Consider the following 16557-nt stretch of genomic DNA (forward strand, 5'->3'; position numbering starts at 1 on the left):
GCCGCTCCGCGCTGTCACGCCGCTCCCGCGCGGGCGCGCCGTCCTCCCGGCGATCCTGCCACCGCGGCCGCTCCTCGGACCGCGAGCGCTCCTCCGACCGGCCCTGCTCCTCGACTCGCGGACGCGGACGCCGCGCTCCCGCGCTCGCCTTCCGCGTCGGCTCCGGCTTCTCCGCGGCCACCTTCTCGTGACCCTGGCGCGAGATGGTCAGCAGAGCGCCGAGCTCGTCGCGGGTGAGGTCGCGCAGGTCGCCCGACCGGAGCGCTCCGAGGTGGAGCGGCCCGAACTGGCGCCGCACGAGCTCGAGCACCGGGTGGCCGACGGCGGCGAGCATGCGCCGCACCACGCGGTTGCGTCCGGAGTGGAGGGTGATCTCGACGAGAGAGGCGTTCGCCTTGCCCTCCGGTCGGCCGAGCAGTCGCGCCTTGTCGGCCGAGACCGGTCCGTCGTCGAGCTCGACACCGGCGGTCAGCGCGGCGATGGTCTGGGGCAGCACGTGCCCCTGCACCTTCGCGATGTAGGTCTTGGTCACGCCGAACGACGGGTGCGCGAGCACGTGAGCGAGCTCTCCGTCGTTGGTCAGCACGAGCAGTCCCGACGTCTCGGCGTCGAGGCGGCCCACGTTGAACAGCCGCTCCTCGAAGTTCTGGGTGTAGGTGCTGAGATCGGCACGGCCGTTCTCGTCGGCGAGGGAGCTGACGACCCCGACCGGCTTGTTCAGCATCACGTACCGGCGGGTGGTGTCCAGCTGGACCGCCACTCCGTCGACCTCGATCGCGTCCGTCGCCGGATCGATCCGGCGCCCGAGCTCGTCGGCCACCTCCCCGTTCACCCGGATCCGCCGGGCGACGATCATCTCCTCGACCACCCGTCGGGAGGCCACTCCCGCCGCGGCGAGGACCTTCTGCAGTCGTTCGCCCTCGGGCCCGCTGTCAGGCGTGCTCATCGAATCCGTCCCGTCCGTCGCTCAGAAGTGGTGAGATCTTCGGCAGCTCGTCGAGCGAGGCGAGGCCGAGGTGCACGAGCAGCTGCTCCGTCGTGCCGTAGAGGATCGCGCCGGTCTCGGGGTCGTTGCCGACCTCCGCGATCAGACCGCGGCCCAGGAGTGTGCGGGCGACCGAGTCGACGTTGACGGCGCGGATCTGCGCGACCTGTCCGCGCGAGATCGGCTGCTTGTAAGCGATGACGGCGAGTGTCTCCAGCGCCGCCTGCGAGAGCTTGGTGGGGTTCTGCGTCAGCACGAAGTCCGACACGACCGGGTCGTACTCGCGGCGGACGTAGATCCGCCAGCCCGAGCCGACCTCGCGCAGCTCGAAGCCGCGGCGCACTCCCCCATCGGCACCGTCGAAATCGGCGACGAGGCGCTCGATCGACCGGCGCACGATCGCGACCGGCCGCGAGAGCGCGGTGGCGAGGGACACGAGCGACTGCGGCTCGTCCGCGACCATCAGGATCGCCTCGATCGCGCGGTCGATCTCGAAGGCGACCGTGCCGGGGGCCGCCTCCTCGGTCTCAGCCGTCATAGTCGGCCCCCAGGTGGGCGAGGTTCGCATCCGACCACGACTCGGCGACCCACTGCAGCGTGAGCTCGCCCAGCGGCTCCGGCTGCTCGAACGTGATCGCGGCGTGGCGGTACAGCTCGAGCACGGCGATGAAGCGCGCCACGATCACGCCCTTCTCGTCGGCGGTGGCGATCAGCTCGCGGAACGTCGCCGTCGTCCGCGCGCGCAGCACGCCCACGACGTACGCCGCCTGCTCGCGGATGCTGATGAGCGGCGCGTGCAGGTGGTCGAGACCGACGGTCGGGATCTCCTTCGGCGCGAGCGCGAACGCCGCCAGCGCGGCGAAGTCCTCGGCCGAGAGCGTCCAGACCAGCTCCGGCTTCTTCGCGCGGAACTCCTCCTCGAGGGGCACGTCGCGCACGTGCCGAGACGTCTCGATCCCGATCCGCTCCGCGAACCAGCTCGACACCTGCTTGAACGCGCGGTACTGCAGGAGTCGCGCGAACAGCAGGTCCCGGGCCTCCAGCAGAGCGGCGTCCTCGGCGTCGACGAGCTCGCCCTGCGGGAGGAGGCCGGCGATCTTGAGGTCGAGGAGCGTCGCGGCGACGACCAGGAACTCCGACGCGCGGTCGAGCCCCTCGAGCGTGTCGATGCCGTGCAGGTACGACAGGAACTCGTCCGTGACGGCGCTGAGCGCGATCTCGGTGATGTCGACCTGCTGCTTCGCGATCAGGCTCAGGAGGAGGTCGAACGGGCCCTCGAAGTTCGTGAGCGCGACCCGGAAGCCGCCTGACGACCCGGCGGCCGACTCCGGAGTGAGAACGGCCTCAGGCGACCGCGCCACGCGAGATCAGCTCCCTGGCGAGCTGGCGGTACGCCGCCGCGGCCTTGTGCTCCGGCGCGAACTGCGTGATGGGCACCCCCGAGACGCTCGCGTCGGGGAACTTCACGGTGCGGCCGATCACCGTCTCGAGGACGCTGTCGCCGAACGCGTCGACGACGCGGTCGAGCACCTCGCGCGAGTGCAGCGTGCGCGAGTCGTACATGGTCGGCAGGATGCCGTCGAGCTCGATCGCGGGGTTCAGCCGGTCGCGGACCTTGTCGATCGTCTCGATCAGCAGCGCCACGCCGCGCAGCGCGAAGAACTCGCACTCGAGCGGGATGAGCACGCCGTGGCTCGCGGTCAGCGCGTTCACGGTGAGCAGGCCCAGCGACGGCTGGCAGTCGATCAGGATCACGTCGTAGTCGGCGCTCACCTTGCGGAGCACGCGGGCGAGGATCTGCTCGCGCGCGACCTCGTTGACGAGGTGCACCTCGGCGGCGGACAGGTCGATGTTGGCCGGGATCACGTCGAGCCCGGGCACCCGGGTCGAGCGGATCGCCTCGGCGGGGTCCTTCACGGTGCCCAGGAGCAGGTCGTAGATGGTGACCGCGTCGTACGTCGCGACACCGAGACCGGCGGACAGCGCGCCCTGCGGATCGAAGTCGATGGCCAGCACGCGGCGGCCGTACTCGGCGAGGGTCGCGCCCAGATTGATGGTGGTCGTCGTCTTGCCGACGCCGCCCTTCTGGTTGCAGAGCGAGATGATGCGGGCCGGACCGTGGCCCGTCAGCTCGACGGGGAGGTCGAAGTCGCGGAGGGGACGGCCGGTCGGGCCGAGCGTCGGGGCTTCGAGACCGGTGAGCTCGGTCCTGTCGTCCGTCTGGCGTGTCACCTGCGTCGTCCTCGCTTCCTGGGGCGTGCGCTCCCGCGCGGCCTGCGTCGAGTCTACCGACCCCCTCCGCCCCCGGCGCCGCGCCCCGCCGCCCGTGCCCCGTCCGAGCGGTCTCCACCACCCCGGCCCGTTGCCGCTGGTCGAGCAGCCCCGCAGGGGCGTCTCGAGACCTCCTGCCTCGAAGCGGGGTCGACCGCGCTCCCCCTCAGCGCCGCGCCCGAGGGTGCGCCGTCGTGTACACGTCGCGCAGCGTGTCCGCCGTCACCAGCGTGTAGATCTGCGTCGTGGCGACGGAGGCGTGTCCGAGTAGCTCCTGCACGACGCGCACGTCCGCTCCTCCGGCGAGCAGGTGCGTGGCGAAGGAGTGGCGGAAGGTGTGCGGTGAGATCTCCTGGTCGAGCCCCGCCTTCTCGGCGACCGCGCGGATGACGAGCCAGGCGCTCTGCCGGGACAGCCGGCCGCCCCGCACCCCCAGGAACAGCGCAGGAGTCGCGCGTCCGCGCCGCGACAGCTCCGGCCGAGCGCGCACCAGGTAGTCGTCGACCGCCTCCCTCGCGTACCGCCCGAGCGGGACCATCCGCTGCTTCGATCCCTTGCCCGTCAGCCGCACGACCTCCGCGTCGAGCACGTCGTCGACGGTGAGGTCGACCGCCTCGGAGATGCGGGCGCCGGTCGCGTAGAGCAGCTCGAGCAGAGCGCGGTCGCGCATCTGCGCGAGCTCCTCGCCGCGGGACGCCTCGAGCAGGGCACCCATCTGCTCGACCGTGATCGCCTTGGGCAGCGTCATCGGGAGCTTCGGTGGGACGACGTCGTGCGCCACGTCGTCCTCGACCAGGCCCTCCTCGAGGGCGAAGCGGTGCAGTCCCCGCACGCTCGACAGGATCCGCGCGCGGGACGACGCCGCCAGGGGGCGCCCGGGACGTGCGGCGAGCCAGGCGGCGAAGTCCCCCACGTCCGAGCGCCGCAGAGCCGCGAGGTCCTGGATCCCGAGCTCCTCGAGACGGCCGAGGTAGAGCTCCAGATCACGACGGTAGGCCGCGATCGTGTGCGCCGAGAGTCCCCGCTCGACACTCGCCTGCCGGAGGAACGCCTCGACGCTCGCCCGGGGGGTCACCCCCGGGGGTGGCGGACCCGCGGGTGGCGCGTCCACGGCGACGACGCGTCGCCGAGGCCCGCCCAGCCGCGCGAGCGGAAGGTGTGCGCGGCGAGTGCGGCGATCGTGAGCGACGGGTTCTGCACGCGCCGCGCGAGGACCGCCTCGACGAGGTCGTCGAGCGCGACCCAGCGCAGCTCCATGTCGGCCTCCTCCGCTTCCCGGTCGAAGACCGAGCCGGTGCTCGAGAGGTCGCGGGCGAGGTAGATGCGGATGACCTCGTCGCTGCCACCGGGCGAGGTCGCGAACTCCGACAGCAGATCCCACCGGCCGGCCTGCAGGTCGGTCTCCTCGGCGAGCTCGCGCTGAGCGGCATCGAGCGCGTCCTCGCCCTCGATGTCGAGGAGACCCGCCGGGATCTCCCACTCGCGGGTGCGGACCGGGTGGCGGTACTGCTTGATCAGCGCGACGCGGTCCTGGTCGTCCAGAGCGAGCACCGCGACGGCGCCCGTGTGATCGAGGAACTCGCGGCGCAGCTCGCCGTCGCCGTAGCGGAAGGTCTCGGCGCGGACGCCCCAGACCATGCCGTCGAAGACGCTCTCGCTCGTCAGGATCTCGGGCTCGACGAGCTCGTCCGAGAGGCCGGAGTCACGCATCGTCGCCCGCCTCCGACGCGGGGAACAGGCGCGAGGCCTCCTGGCGCTCGAGCGCGGCCGTCACGAGCCCGCGGAAGAGCGGGTGCGCGTTGTTCGGGCGCGAACGCAGCTCGGGGTGCGCCTGCGTGCCGACGTAGAAGGGGTGCTTCCCGCGCGGCAGCTCGACGTACTCCACCAGCCGGCCGTCCGGCGAGGTGCCCGAGAACCACAGCCCGGCCTCGGCGATGCGGTCCCGGTACGCGTTATTGACCTCGTAGCGGTGGCGGTGGCGCTCGGCGGCCTCGGGCGCGCCGTAGACCTCGGCCACGATCGAGCCCTCGGCGAGCTCGGCGGTGTAGAGGCCGAGGCGCATCGTCCCGCCCATGTCGCCGGCGGCCAGGATCTCGACCTGCTCGGCCATCGTGGCGATGACGGGGAACTCGGTGCCGGGGTCGAACTCCGAGGAGGACGCCCCCTCGAGCCCCGCCTCGTTGCGCGCGTACTCGATCACCATGCACTGCAGGCCGAGGCACAGTCCCAGCGTCGGGATCCCGTTCTCGCGGGCGAAGCGGAGCGCGCCGAGCTTGCCCTCGATACCGCGGATGCCGAAACCGCCGGGCACGCAGATGCCGTCGAGCTCGGACAGCGCCTTGGACGCCGCCTCCGGGTCCTCGAGTCCGTCCGAGGCGATCCAGCGGATCGCGACCTTCGTCTGCTGGGCGAAACCGCCCGCGCGCAGGGCCTCGGTCACCGAGAGGTAGGCGTCGGGCAGGTCGATGTACTTGCCCACCAGGCCGATCGTGACCTCGTGCTTGGGCTCGTGGACCGCCTCGAGGAGCTTGGACCAGCCGTCCCAGACGACCTCGCCGGCCTCGAGGCCGAGCTGGTCGATGATGTAGGAGTCCAGGCCCTGCTCGTTGAGCATCTCCGGGATCTCGTAGATCGACGCGACGTCCTTGGCGTTCACGACGGCCTGCTCGTCGACGTCGCACATCAGCGCGATCTTGCGCTTGTTCGACTCCGAGACCGGGCGGTCGCTGCGCAGCACGAGCGCGTCCGGCTGGATGCCGATGGAGCGCAGCGCGGCGACGGAGTGCTGCGTGGGCTTGGTCTTCTGCTCTCCGGAGGCGCCCATGAACGGCACCAGCGAGACGTGCACGAAGAAGACGTTCCGCCGACCGAGCTCGTGGCGCACCTGGCGTGCCGACTCGATGAACGGCTGGCTCTCGATGTCGCCGACCGTTCCGCCGATCTCGGTGATGATCACGTCGGGCTGCGGGTCGTCCTCGGCCTGCAGGCGCATGCGGCGCTTGATCTCGTCGGTGATGTGCGGGATGACCTGCACCGTGTCGCCGAGGTACTCCCCCGCTCGCTCCCGGGCGATCACGCGCGAGTAGATCTGGCCGGTCGTGACGTTCGCGGCCTGGTTGAGGTTGATGTCGAGGAAGCGCTCGTAGTGACCGATGTCGAGGTCGGTCTCCGCGCCGTCGTCCGTCACGAAGACCTCGCCGTGCTGGAACGGGTTCATCGTGCCCGGATCGACGTTGAGGTACGGGTCGAGCTTCTGCATCACGACCCGGAGCCCGCGCGCGGTCAGCAGGTTGCCCAGGCTCGCGGCCGTGAGGCCCTTGCCCAGGGAGGAGACGACCCCACCCGTGACGAAGATGTGCTTCGTGATCTTCGAGGGGGCGGAGTGCCCGGCCGTCGAGGAGTCGTTAGAGGAGTCTGAAGAGCCCGAGTTCGAAATGTCCACCACGGGCTTCCACCCCTAACAGCAGTTGCCGCCGACCACTCCGGTCGGGCCGGATCAGCTCCGACGACCGGTCTCGAGCAGCTCGCGCGCGTGGGCCAGGGCGTTCTCCGAGTCGGTCAGACCGGACAGCAGGCGCGCCATCTCCGACACGCGCGCCTCCGGGTCCAGCTGCGTGACCGCGCTCGAGGTGACGGAGCCGTCCGAGCCCTTCTCGACCCGCAGGTGGTTGTTCGCGAAGGCGGCCACCTGCGCGAGGTGGGTCACCACGATCACCTGCGAGGTCTCGGCCAGCCGAGCGAGTCGCCGGCCGATCTCGATCGCCGCGGCGCCTCCCACTCCGCGTCGACCTCGTCGAAGACGAAGGTGGGCACAGGGTCGTTGGCCGCGACGACGACCTCGATCGCCAGCATGACCCGCGAGAGCTCGCCTCCGGACGCGCCCTTGGCCAGCGGACGGGGAGTCGCCCCGACGTGCGGCGCCAGGAGCATCTCGACGGAGTCACGACCGTGCGCGGTCGCCTCCCCCGCCGTGCTGACCCGGACGTGCAGCCGGGCGTCGCCCATCGCGAGGGCGGTCAGCTCGTCGCTGACCCGCTCGCCCAGCTCCTCCGCCGCGGCGGTGCGCAGCTCGGTGAGCCGCGTCGCCAGCCGGTCGACCAGGTCGGCGTCGGCCGCGGTGTCCGCTTCGAGTGCCGCGATCCGCTCGTCATCGCCGTCGAGCTCGAGCAGCCGCAGTCCGGAGGAGTCGACGAGATCGAGCACGTCGTCGAGCGTCGGCCCGTAGGTGCGCGCGAGCTGCGACAGCTCGGCGCGCCGGTTCTCGATCAGCTCGAGGTCGTGCGCCCCGTCGAGGTCGAGCTCCGCGAGGTAGGACGAGAGGCTGCCGGCGACGTCGACGAGCAGGACGGACGCCTCGCTCAGCGTCTGCACCGTCGGCTGGAGGGCGGCGTCGTGCTCGGCCGCGCGCTCGAGCACGCGGCGGGCGAGATCGAGCAGCCCCAGCGCGTCCCGGCCGTCGAGCTCCTCGGACGAGATCGACTCGCGCGCCTCGCCCGCCGCCAGTCGCAGCTGCTCGATGCTCCCGAGCCGCTCGGACTGGGCCGCGAGCTCGACGTCCTCTCCGCGCTGCGGAGCGACGACCTCGATCTCGGCGAGGGCGGTGCGGAGGCGCTCGGCCTCGCGAGCGCGCGCCTCGCGTGCCGTAGTCAGCTCGTCCAGCTCTTCCCGATTGGCCCGCCAGCGCTCGAACGCGCTGCCGTAGTCGCGGAGCGCCTCAGCGAGCTCCGCCCCACCGAACCGGTCGAGCGCGTCCCGCTGCGCGGCCGCCGAGCGGAGGCGGATCTGATCGGACTGCCCGTGCACCACGACGAGCTGGTCGGCCAGCTCCGAGAGCACGCTGACGGGCGCACCGCGGCCGCCCACGACCGCGCGACCGCGCCCCTCCGCCGACACCGAGCGCGCGAGGAGCAGCTCGGGACCGTCGAGGTCCCCGCCGGCGTCCCGGACCCGATCAGCCACAGCGCCGTCCTCCTGGACGACCCAGCGCCCGGACACCCAGGCCTGCTTGCTCCCCGAACGGACGGCGGACGCGTCGGAGCGCGCACCGAGCACCAGCCCGAGTGCGGTCACGACCATCGTCTTGCCCGCTCCGGTCTCACCGGTCACGGCGGTGAAACCGGGACCGAGCGGGAGGGTCGCCTCGGCGATGACGCCGAGGTCGCGGATCTGCAGCTCTTCGAGCATCGTGGTGATCACTCCGTCTCCGTCGACCCCCGCCATCCGCGGATGGGGAGACCGAACTTGTGCACCAGGCGGTCGGTGAAGGGGGCGTCGTGGAGCCGCGCGAGTCGCACCGGGAGGGGCGAGCGCCGGAACACGACGCGCGCTCCCGGCGGCAGCTCGTAGGTCCTGCGGCCGTCGGCCCACAGCACGCCGACTCCGTCGGTGCGCTCCTTCACCTCGACGGCGAGGCTCGACTCCGGCCCCACCACGAGCGGACGCGCGAACAGGGCGTGGGCGCTGAGCGGCACCAGGAGCATCGCCTCGAGGGTCGGCCACACGACGGGGCCGCCGCCGGAGAACGCGTAGGCGGTCGAACCGGTCGGAGTGGAGACGACGATGCCGTCGCAGCCGAAGCTCGAGAGCGGTCGCCCGTCGACGCCCACCATGACCTCGAGCATCCGCTCGCGGCTGCCCTTCTCGACGGTGGCCTCGTTGAGCGCCCACGTCTCGTAGACGACGCGCTCGTCGATCTTCACGCGGACCCGGAGCGTCATCCGCTCCTCCACCCCGTAGTCGCCGTCGAGCGCGCGCGCGACCGCGTCGTCGAGGTCGTCGCGCTCGCTCTCGGCGAGGAAGCCCACGTGACCGAGGTTCACGCCGAGCAGCGGAGCCGTCCCGGTGCGCGCGATCTCGGCGGCGCGGAGGATGGTGCCGTCCCCGCCGAGGACGAAGACGAGCTCGACATCGGACAGGGCGACATCGGAGCCGAGGACGGCGACGTCCGACAGCGACGGGGACGCGGCGACGATGTCTCCCTTGTCGTCTCCGCAGAGCACCGGCCGGGCACCGGAGCCGCGCAGACGGTGGATCACGAGGATCGCCGCTTCGAGGGAGTCCTTCCGGCCCGTGTGGGCGACGACGAGGATGTTGCGCTCCTGCGGAGGGACTGCATCGAGAGGGTGTCCTCCAGGTAGGTCGACGTCGGCCGACCGCCCGCATCACCCGATGGTGAGCGCGGTGACCGCGTCCCTCCATTCTGTCGGAATCGTTCCGCGGTCGCGGTGGAGGTGCGCGAGATACTCATGATTCCCAGCGCTTCCGGGTAATGGGGAGGACACCAGGCCGACGACGCCGAGACCCAGGTCCCAGGCGGCCCAGAGCACGTCCGAGAGCGCTTCGCGCCGCAGCTCCGGATCCCGCACGATGCCCTCCTTCACACCCGTCCGGCCGACCTCGAACTGCGGCTTCACAAGCACGACGAAGTCGGCCAGCGGATCCACGGACGCGGCCACCGCCGGCAGCACCATCGTCAGCGAGATGAACGAAACGTCCGACACGACCAGGTCGGGGACCACCGCCGTCCGTGCGGCAGCCGCGAGGGACGCCGCCGTCATGTCGCGAGCGTTGAACCCCTCGACGACGTGGACCCTTTCGTCCGAACGGAAGCGCGGCGCGAGCTGCGCATGCCCCACATCCAGAGCGATGACGGATGCTGCTCCTCGTTCGAGCAGCACCTGCGAGAAGCCGCCGGTCGATGCTCCGACATCGAGAGCGTGAGCACCCCGGACGCGCACCGTCGGGAAGCTGTCGAGAGCCCCCAGGAGCTTGTGCGCTGCCCGACTCACGTAGTGATCGAGCCCCGCCACCGTGATGTCCTGATCCGGTCGTACCCGAAGAGAGGGCTTGAGCGCCGGCACTCCGTCGACACTGACGAGCGCGTCGGCGACCAGCCTCGACGCGTGAGTGCGCGAGCGCGCGATCCCACGATCGGCCAGCGCCGCGTCGAGCCGGCTGTCCCCGGGTGCGTCCTCGGAAGCGGAGTCGCTCATCGCCGCTCGTCCGCGCCCTCGAGCCACATCCGGAGTCGCTCCTGCAGTTCGCCGTAAGACGCCGCCCTCGTGGCGAGGGCCTGATCCTCGATGAGCTCGAGTCGGTCGACGAGACCGTCCAGAGGGGCGCTGCTGTGATCGTCGTCCTGCATCGGGTCTCCCGTCATGTCCTCCACCCTAGAACCGGCGACTCCGAGCGTCCCGCGCACTCGTCATCGAGCACGCTGCGTCTTCTCGGAGGCCGACGGATCGGCGGGTTAGAACAGCGATGGCCACCCAGTGTCTGGGTGGCCATCGTGAATGGTGTCCGGCGGTGTCCTACTCTCCCACAGGGTCCCCCCTGCAGTACCATCGGCGCTGAGAGTCTTAGCTTCCGGGTTCGGAATGTGACCGGGCGTTTCCCTCTCGCTATAGCCGCCGTAACCCTTGCGACACACCCGCCAGCTAGTGCCGGTGGGGGTCAAATCTTGGGGTTACACGTCTTGCGTGTATTCAATTATGTGCACCACCCCTCACAGGGTGGTGCGGTGCCCGTCTTCTGGGAACCACAAAGTGGACGCGAGCAATCTTCTGACCACTCCTACCAGCCTTTACAACGGTATGAGTGTAGTGATTGTCAAGTTATCGGCTTATTAGTACCGGTCAGCTCCGACAGTCTTTAGTCCTGTCTTCCACATCCGGCCTATCAACCCAGTAATCTGGCTGGGAGCCTCTCCCCCGAAGGGATGGAAATCTCATCTCGAAGCCGGCTTCCCGCTTAGATGCTTTCAGCGGTTATCCGTTCCGAACGTAGCTAATCAGCGGTGCTCCTGGCGGAACAACTGACACACCAGAGGTTCGTCCATCCCGGTCCTCTCGTACTAGGGATAGATCTTCTCAAATTTCCTACGCGCGCAGCGGATAGGGACCGAACTGTCTCACGACGTTCTAAACCCAGCTCGCGTACCGCTTTAATGGGCGAACAGCCCAACCCTTGGGACCTACTCCAGCCCCAGGATGCGACGAGCCGACATCGAGGTGCCAAACCATGCCGTCGATATGGACTCTTGGGCAAGATCAGCCTGTTATCCCCGAGGTACCTTTTATCCGTTGAGCGACAGCGCTTCCACAAGCCACTGCCGGATCACTAGTCCCGACTTTCGTCCCTGCTCGACTTGTCAGTCTCACAGTCAAGCTCCCTTGTGCACTTACACTCGCCACCTGATTGCCAACCAGGTTGAGGGAACCTTTGGGCGCCTCCGTTACTTTTTAGGAGGCAACCGCCCCAGTTAAACTACCCATCAGGCACTGTCCCTGAACCCGATTAGGGTTCGAAGTTAGATATCCAGAGTGACCAGAGTGGTATTTCAACAATGACTCCACGAACACTAGCGTGCCCGCTTCACAGTCTCCCACCTATCCTACACAAGCCACACCGAACACCAATACCAAACTATAGTAAAGGTCACGGGGTCTTTCCGTCCTGCTGCGCGTAACGAGCATCTTTACTCGTAATGCAATTTCGCCGAGTTCGCGGTTGAGACAGCTGGGAAGTCGTTACGCCATTCGTGCAGGTCGGAACTTACCCGACAAGGAATTTCGCTACCTTAGGATGGTTATAGTTACCACCGCCGTTTACTGGGGCTTAAATTCTCAGCTTCGCCTTGCGGCTAACCGTTCCTCTTAACCTTCCAGCACCGGGCAGGCGTCAGTCCGTATACATCGTCTTGCGACTTAGCACGGACCTGTGTTTTTAGTAAACAGTCGCTTCCCACTGGTCTCTGCGGCCATCGAACGCTCCCGGAGCAAGTCCGTTCACGCCTCAGGCCCCCCTTCTCCCGAAGTTACGGGGGCATTTTGCCGAGTTCCTTAACCACGATTCTCTCGATCTCCTTGGTATTCTCTACCTGACCACCTGAGTCGGTTTGGGGTACGGGCAGCTAGAACCTCGCGTCGATGCTTTTCTTGGCAGCATAGGATCACCGATTTCGACTTGCGTCTACCCATCAGATCTCAGGCTTAGTGAACGACGGATTTGCCTATCGTTCGCCCTACATCCTTAGACCGGGACAACCATCGCCCGGCTCGGCTACCTTCCTGCGTCACACCTGTTAATACGCTAAACGCACCAGCACGGGGTCGTACGCTAGGCCCAACGCTTCACCCCGAAGGGATCCATCAGAGGGATTCAGATACTTAGCACTACTGGATTGTCTTGGGCGGTTCTTCGCCGGTACGGGAATATCAACCCGTTGTCCATCGACTACGCCTGTCGGCCTCGCCTTAGGTCCCGACTTACCCAGGGAAGATTAGCTTGACCCTGGAACCCTTGGTCTTCCGGAGGACGGGTTTCTCACCCGTCTTTCGCTACTCATGCCTGCATTCTCACTCGTGTGGCGTCCACGGCTGGTTCACACCGCCGCTTCACTCGCCACACGACGCTCTCCTACCCATCAACACGGCTGGACCACGAAGGCCTACCACAAAATGTCAATGCCACAACTTCGGTGGCGTGCTTGAGCCCCGTTACATTGTCGGCGCGGAATCACTTGACCAGTGAGCTATTACGCACTCTTTCAAGGGTGGCTGCTTCTAAGCCAACCTCCTGGTTGTCTGTGCAACTCCACATCCTTTCCCACTTAGCACGCGCTTAGGGACCTTAGTTGGTGGTCTGGGTTGTTTCCCTCTCGACTATGAAGCTTATCCCCCACAGTCTCACTGCTGCGCTCTCACTTACCGGCATTCGGAGTTTGGCTGACGTCAGTAAGCTTTTGGGCCCCATCGGCCATCCAGTAGCTCTACCTCCGGCAAGAAACACGCAACGCTGCACCTAAATGCATTTCGGAGAGAACCAGCTATCACGAAGTTTGATTGGCCTTTCACCCCTATCCACAGCTCATCCCCTCCATTTTCAACTGAAGTGGGTTCGGTCCTCCACGACGTCTTACCGTCGCTTCAACCTGGCCATGGATAGATCACTTCGCTTCGGGTCTAGACCCTGCGACTAAAATCGCCCTATTCGGACTCGCTTTCGCTACGGCTGCCCCACACGGGTTAACCTCGCCACAGAGCACTAACTCGCAGGCTCATTCTTCAAAAGGCACGCCGTCACCCCAACAAGGAGGCTCCGACGGTTTGTAAGCAAACGGTTTCAGGTACTATTTCACTCCCCTCCCGGGGTACTTTTCACCTTTCCCTCACGGTACTTGTCCGCTATCGGTCATCTGGGAGTATTTAGGCTTATCAGGTGGTCCTGACAGATTCACACGGGATTTCTCGGGCCCCGTGCTACTTGGGATACTCTTCACGCCATAACACCATTTCGACTACGGGGCTCGCACCCGCTCTGGCCAGGCATTCAAACCTGTTCGTCTATGATGCGCTGTAACGTTCCGTGCTCGGCAGAACACGACGAAAAGTCCCACAACCCCGACCATGCAACCCCTGCCGGGTATCACACATGGCTCGGTTTAGCCTCTTCCGCGTTCGCTCGCCACTACTAACGGAATCACTGTTGTTTTCTCTTCCTGTGGGTACTGAGATGTTTCACTTCCCCACGTTCCCTCTACCCGCCCTATATATTCAGGCGGGAGTCACCAGGTCACCACAAGGGGCCTGGCGGGGTTTCCCCATTCGGAGATCCTCGGATCACAGCTCGTTTATCAGCTCCCCGAGGCTTATCGCAGATTACGACGTCCTTCTTCGGCTCCAGATGCCAAGGCATCCACCGTTTGCTCTTAAAAACTTGAAAATCACATGAGTTAAGAAACTACAATTCGAAGATTGCAGATTTCAATGATTTGCAGGAACACCCGAAAGCATCCCTGCGCCTCTATCGACCCAACACCCGAAAGTGTTGAATCTAAAGATGCTCGCGTCCACTGTGTAGTTCTCAAAATACGGGCGGTACCCTCCCCCCACACACCCAGGCATGGAGAAAGGATCCAGAAGGTCGACCCGAACCACCCGAAGGCAGCCGGCCCGGTCCCTCAGGACCCAACAGCGTGCGTGTGCAGCTCTCACCCGTACCGTGCGTTCCCAACCCGAAGGCTGTACTGACACGAGACGAACTCGACCTGCACCCAGTTCAATGTTCCACCCATGAGCTACCAGCGAAGACATTCGCTTCGATCTGGCGCCTGGAACACACAACGCTCACAAGGAACGCGGTGTCCAGATGCTCCTTAGAAAGGAGGTGATCCAGCCGCACCTTCCGGTACGGCTACCTTGTTACGACTTAGTCCTAATCACCGATCCCACCTTCGACGGCTCCCTCCCACAAGGGGTTAGGCCACCGGCTTCGGGTGTTACCGACTTTCATGACTTGACGGGCGGTGTGTACAAGGCCCGGGAACGTATTCACCGCAGCGTTGCTGATCTGCGATTACTAGCGACTCCGACTTCATGAGGTCGAGTTGCAGACCTCAATCCGAACTGAGACCGGCTTTTTGGGATTCGCTCCACCTTACGGTATCGCAGCCCTTTGTACCGGCCATTGTAGCATGCGTGAAGCCCAAGACATAAGGGGCATGATGATTTGACGTCATCCCCACCTTCCTCCGAGTTGACCCCGGCAGTCTCCTATGAGTTCCCACCATGACGTGCTGGCAACATAGAACGAGGGTTGCGCTCGTTGCGGGACTTAACCCAACATCTCACGACACGAGCTGACGACAACCATGCACCACCTGTATACCGACCTTGCGGGGCAACCATTTCTGGAAGTTTCCGGTATATGTCAAGCCTTGGTAAGGTTCTTCGCGTTGCATCGAATTAATCCGCATGCTCCGCCGCTTGTGCGGGCCCCCGTCAATTCCTTTGAGTTTTAGCCTTGCGGCCGTACTCCCCAGGCGGGGAACTTAATGCGTTAGCTGCGACACGGAGACCGTGGAAAGGTCCCCACATCTAGTTCCCAACGTTTACGGCGTGGACTACCAGGGTATCTAATCCTGTTCGCTCCCCACGCTTTCGCTCCTCAGCGTCAGTAACGGCCCAGAGAACTGCCTTCGCCATCGGTGTTCCTCCTGATATCTGCGCATTCCACCGCTACACCAGGAATTCCATTCTCCCCTACCGCACTCTAGTCTGCCCGTACCCACTGCAGGCCCGAGGTTGAGCCTCGGGTTTTCACAGCAGACGCGACAAACCGCCTACGAGCTCTTTACGCCCAATAATTCCGGACAACGCTTGCACCCTACGTATTACCGCGGCTGCTGGCACGTAGTTAGCCGGTGCTTTTTCTGCAGGTACCGTCAAACCGAAGTCCTTCTTCCCTACTAAAAGAGGTTTACAACCCGAAGGCCGTCATCCCCCACGCGGCGTTGCTGCATCAGGCTTTCGCCCATTGTGCAATATTCCCCACTGCTGCCTCCCGTAGGAGTCTGGGCCGTGTCTCAGTCCCAGTGTGGCCGGTCACCCTCTCAGGCCGGCTACCCGTCGTCGCCTTGGTGAGCCATTACCTCACCAACAAGCTGATAGGCCGCGAGTCCATCCTTGACCGAAAAACTTTCCACCCGCACCCGATGCCGGGGCAGGTCGTATCCGGTATTAGACGCCGTTTCCAGCGCTTATCCCAGAGTCAAGGGCAGGTTACTCACGTGTTACTCACCCGTTCGCCACTAATCCACCCAGCAAGCTGGGCTTCATCGTTCGACTTGCATGTGTTAAGCACGCCGCCAGCGTTCGTCCTGAGCCAGGATCAAACTCTCCGTAAAAAAATTTACGACAACCAAACCCCGAAGAGAAGGAAGTCAAGTTTGACCTCTAGCAAATAAGACATCATTACTGACATCAATTTCCAAAGGAATCCCAACCAGATCAAAAACCCGGCCGGGGTATAAAATTGGCATTGAACATAGTGCACGCTGTTGAGTTCTCAAGAATCGGACACACCCCGCCTCCACACCACAAAAAGTGCTTCACAACGAGAGTGATCGAAGATGTTGCGATCGAGGCCCGGAGGCTCTCGATTTGATTATGGCTGCCAGAACCGGTTATGCTTATCAGAACCGCAGTTCCGAGCGCCCCCGTGGCAACTTGACTAACTTAGCACGTCCGCTCGCCGTGTCAAATCGGCGTCTTCGTGATGTCAGCGGCGGAGTTCGTTCACACGAACGAGACGATCTCGCGATCGCCTTCCGACACCTCCATCCGCTCGTCGTGATCGTTGCCGATGACGGTGTCGCAGTGAAGCCGGGACGGAGGTCCTGCGGAGGCTTTACATCTTACGCTCGCGATCCGAGGCCTTCAAGAGACGAATCTCCGGCAGTCCGTGGAGCGAGGGGATGGTCCCCGCTTGAGGTCGACGACCGGGTCTCGACGCTCTGCGTC

9 protein-coding genes, 3 rRNA genes and 2 pseudogenes are annotated in these 16557 nt (G+C 65.6%); all 14 read right to left on the reverse strand.

Annotated elements, in window-relative coordinates:
* Positions 1–193 precede the first annotated feature (193 nt).
* Positions 194–946, reverse strand: a pseudogene (locus tag AC0CID_RS05565) (pseudouridine synthase); the annotation flags it as partial.
* Positions 933–1523 carry an SMC-Scp complex subunit ScpB gene (gene scpB, locus AC0CID_RS05570; RefSeq protein WP_465226046.1) on the reverse strand — a complete coding sequence of 197 codons (591 nt, stop codon included), beginning with the start codon at positions 1521–1523 and terminating at the stop codon, positions 933–935. The pseudogene AC0CID_RS05565 and the gene scpB, both read right to left, overlap by 14 nt.
* Positions 1513–2346, reverse strand: a complete 834-nt coding sequence (locus tag AC0CID_RS05575; RefSeq protein ID WP_207406209.1) for a segregation and condensation protein A — start codon at positions 2344–2346, stop codon at positions 1513–1515. Before AC0CID_RS05575 ends, scpB begins: the two co-directional genes overlap by 11 nt.
* Positions 2330–3217: a ParA family protein gene (locus AC0CID_RS05580; protein WP_251945102.1), complete on the reverse strand. Its 888-nt coding sequence runs from the start codon at positions 3215–3217 to the stop codon at positions 2330–2332. Before AC0CID_RS05580 ends, AC0CID_RS05575 begins: the two co-directional genes overlap by 17 nt.
* Positions 3218–3422: 205 nt before the next feature.
* Positions 3423–4331 carry a site-specific tyrosine recombinase XerD gene (gene xerD, locus AC0CID_RS05585; RefSeq protein WP_465226047.1) on the reverse strand — a complete coding sequence of 303 codons (909 nt, stop codon included), beginning with the start codon at positions 4329–4331 and terminating at the stop codon, positions 3423–3425.
* Positions 4328–4966 carry an NUDIX domain-containing protein gene (locus AC0CID_RS05590; RefSeq protein WP_465226048.1) on the reverse strand — a complete coding sequence of 213 codons (639 nt, stop codon included), beginning with the start codon at positions 4964–4966 and terminating at the stop codon, positions 4328–4330. Before AC0CID_RS05590 ends, xerD begins: the two co-directional genes overlap by 4 nt.
* Positions 4959–6701 (reverse strand): CTP synthase, encoded by a 1743-nt coding sequence (locus tag AC0CID_RS05595; RefSeq protein ID WP_465226049.1) that lies wholly within the window; start codon positions 6699–6701, stop codon positions 4959–4961. The genes AC0CID_RS05590 and AC0CID_RS05595 overlap by 8 nt, the downstream gene beginning before the upstream one ends.
* Before the next feature lie 51 nt (positions 6702–6752).
* A pseudogene (gene recN / locus AC0CID_RS05600) lies at positions 6753–8440 on the reverse strand (DNA repair protein RecN).
* 8 nt (positions 8441–8448) lie between these two features.
* Entirely contained in the window at positions 8449–9345 is an 897-nt protein-coding gene (locus tag AC0CID_RS05605) for an NAD kinase (RefSeq protein WP_465228056.1), read from the reverse strand.
* A 72-nt stretch (positions 9346–9417) separates the two neighbouring features.
* Positions 9418–10248: a TlyA family RNA methyltransferase gene (locus tag AC0CID_RS05610; protein ID WP_465226050.1), complete on the reverse strand. Its 831-nt coding sequence runs from the start codon at positions 10246–10248 to the stop codon at positions 9418–9420.
* The gene (locus AC0CID_RS05615) at positions 10245–10415 is read right to left on the reverse strand and encodes a hypothetical protein (protein ID WP_465226051.1); all 171 of its coding nucleotides are present in this window, start codon (positions 10413–10415) and stop codon (positions 10245–10247) included. The genes AC0CID_RS05610 and AC0CID_RS05615 overlap by 4 nt, the downstream gene beginning before the upstream one ends.
* Before the next feature lie 138 nt (positions 10416–10553).
* Positions 10554–10670: ribosomal RNA gene (gene rrf, locus AC0CID_RS05620) — 5S ribosomal RNA — on the reverse strand.
* Between the two features lie 190 nt (positions 10671–10860).
* Positions 10861–13978 (reverse strand): 23S ribosomal RNA (locus AC0CID_RS05625).
* A gap of 437 nt (positions 13979–14415) precedes the next feature.
* Positions 14416–15941 (reverse strand): 16S ribosomal RNA (locus tag AC0CID_RS05630).
* The 16S, 23S and 5S rRNA genes sit together here, the layout of an rRNA operon.
* Positions 15942–16557 lie beyond the last annotated feature (616 nt).

It is taken from the genome of Rathayibacter sp. AC451 (assembly GCF_979253095.1).

Excerpts from the sequence above, each read along its gene's own strand:
- AC0CID_RS05615 (WP_465226051.1), bottom strand. The coding sequence starts at position 10,415 with ATGACGGGAGACCCGATGCAGGACGACGATCACAGCAGCGCCCCTCTG.
- scpB (WP_465226046.1), bottom strand. The coding sequence starts at position 1,523 with ATGACGGCTGAGACCGAGGAGGCGGCCCCCGGCACGGTCGCCTTCGAG.
- AC0CID_RS05610 (WP_465226050.1), bottom strand. The coding sequence starts at position 10,248 with ATGAGCGACTCCGCTTCCGAGGACGCACCCGGGGACAGCCGGCTCGAC.
- AC0CID_RS05590 (WP_465226048.1), bottom strand. The coding sequence starts at position 4,966 with ATGCGTGACTCCGGCCTCTCGGACGAGCTCGTCGAGCCCGAGATCCTG.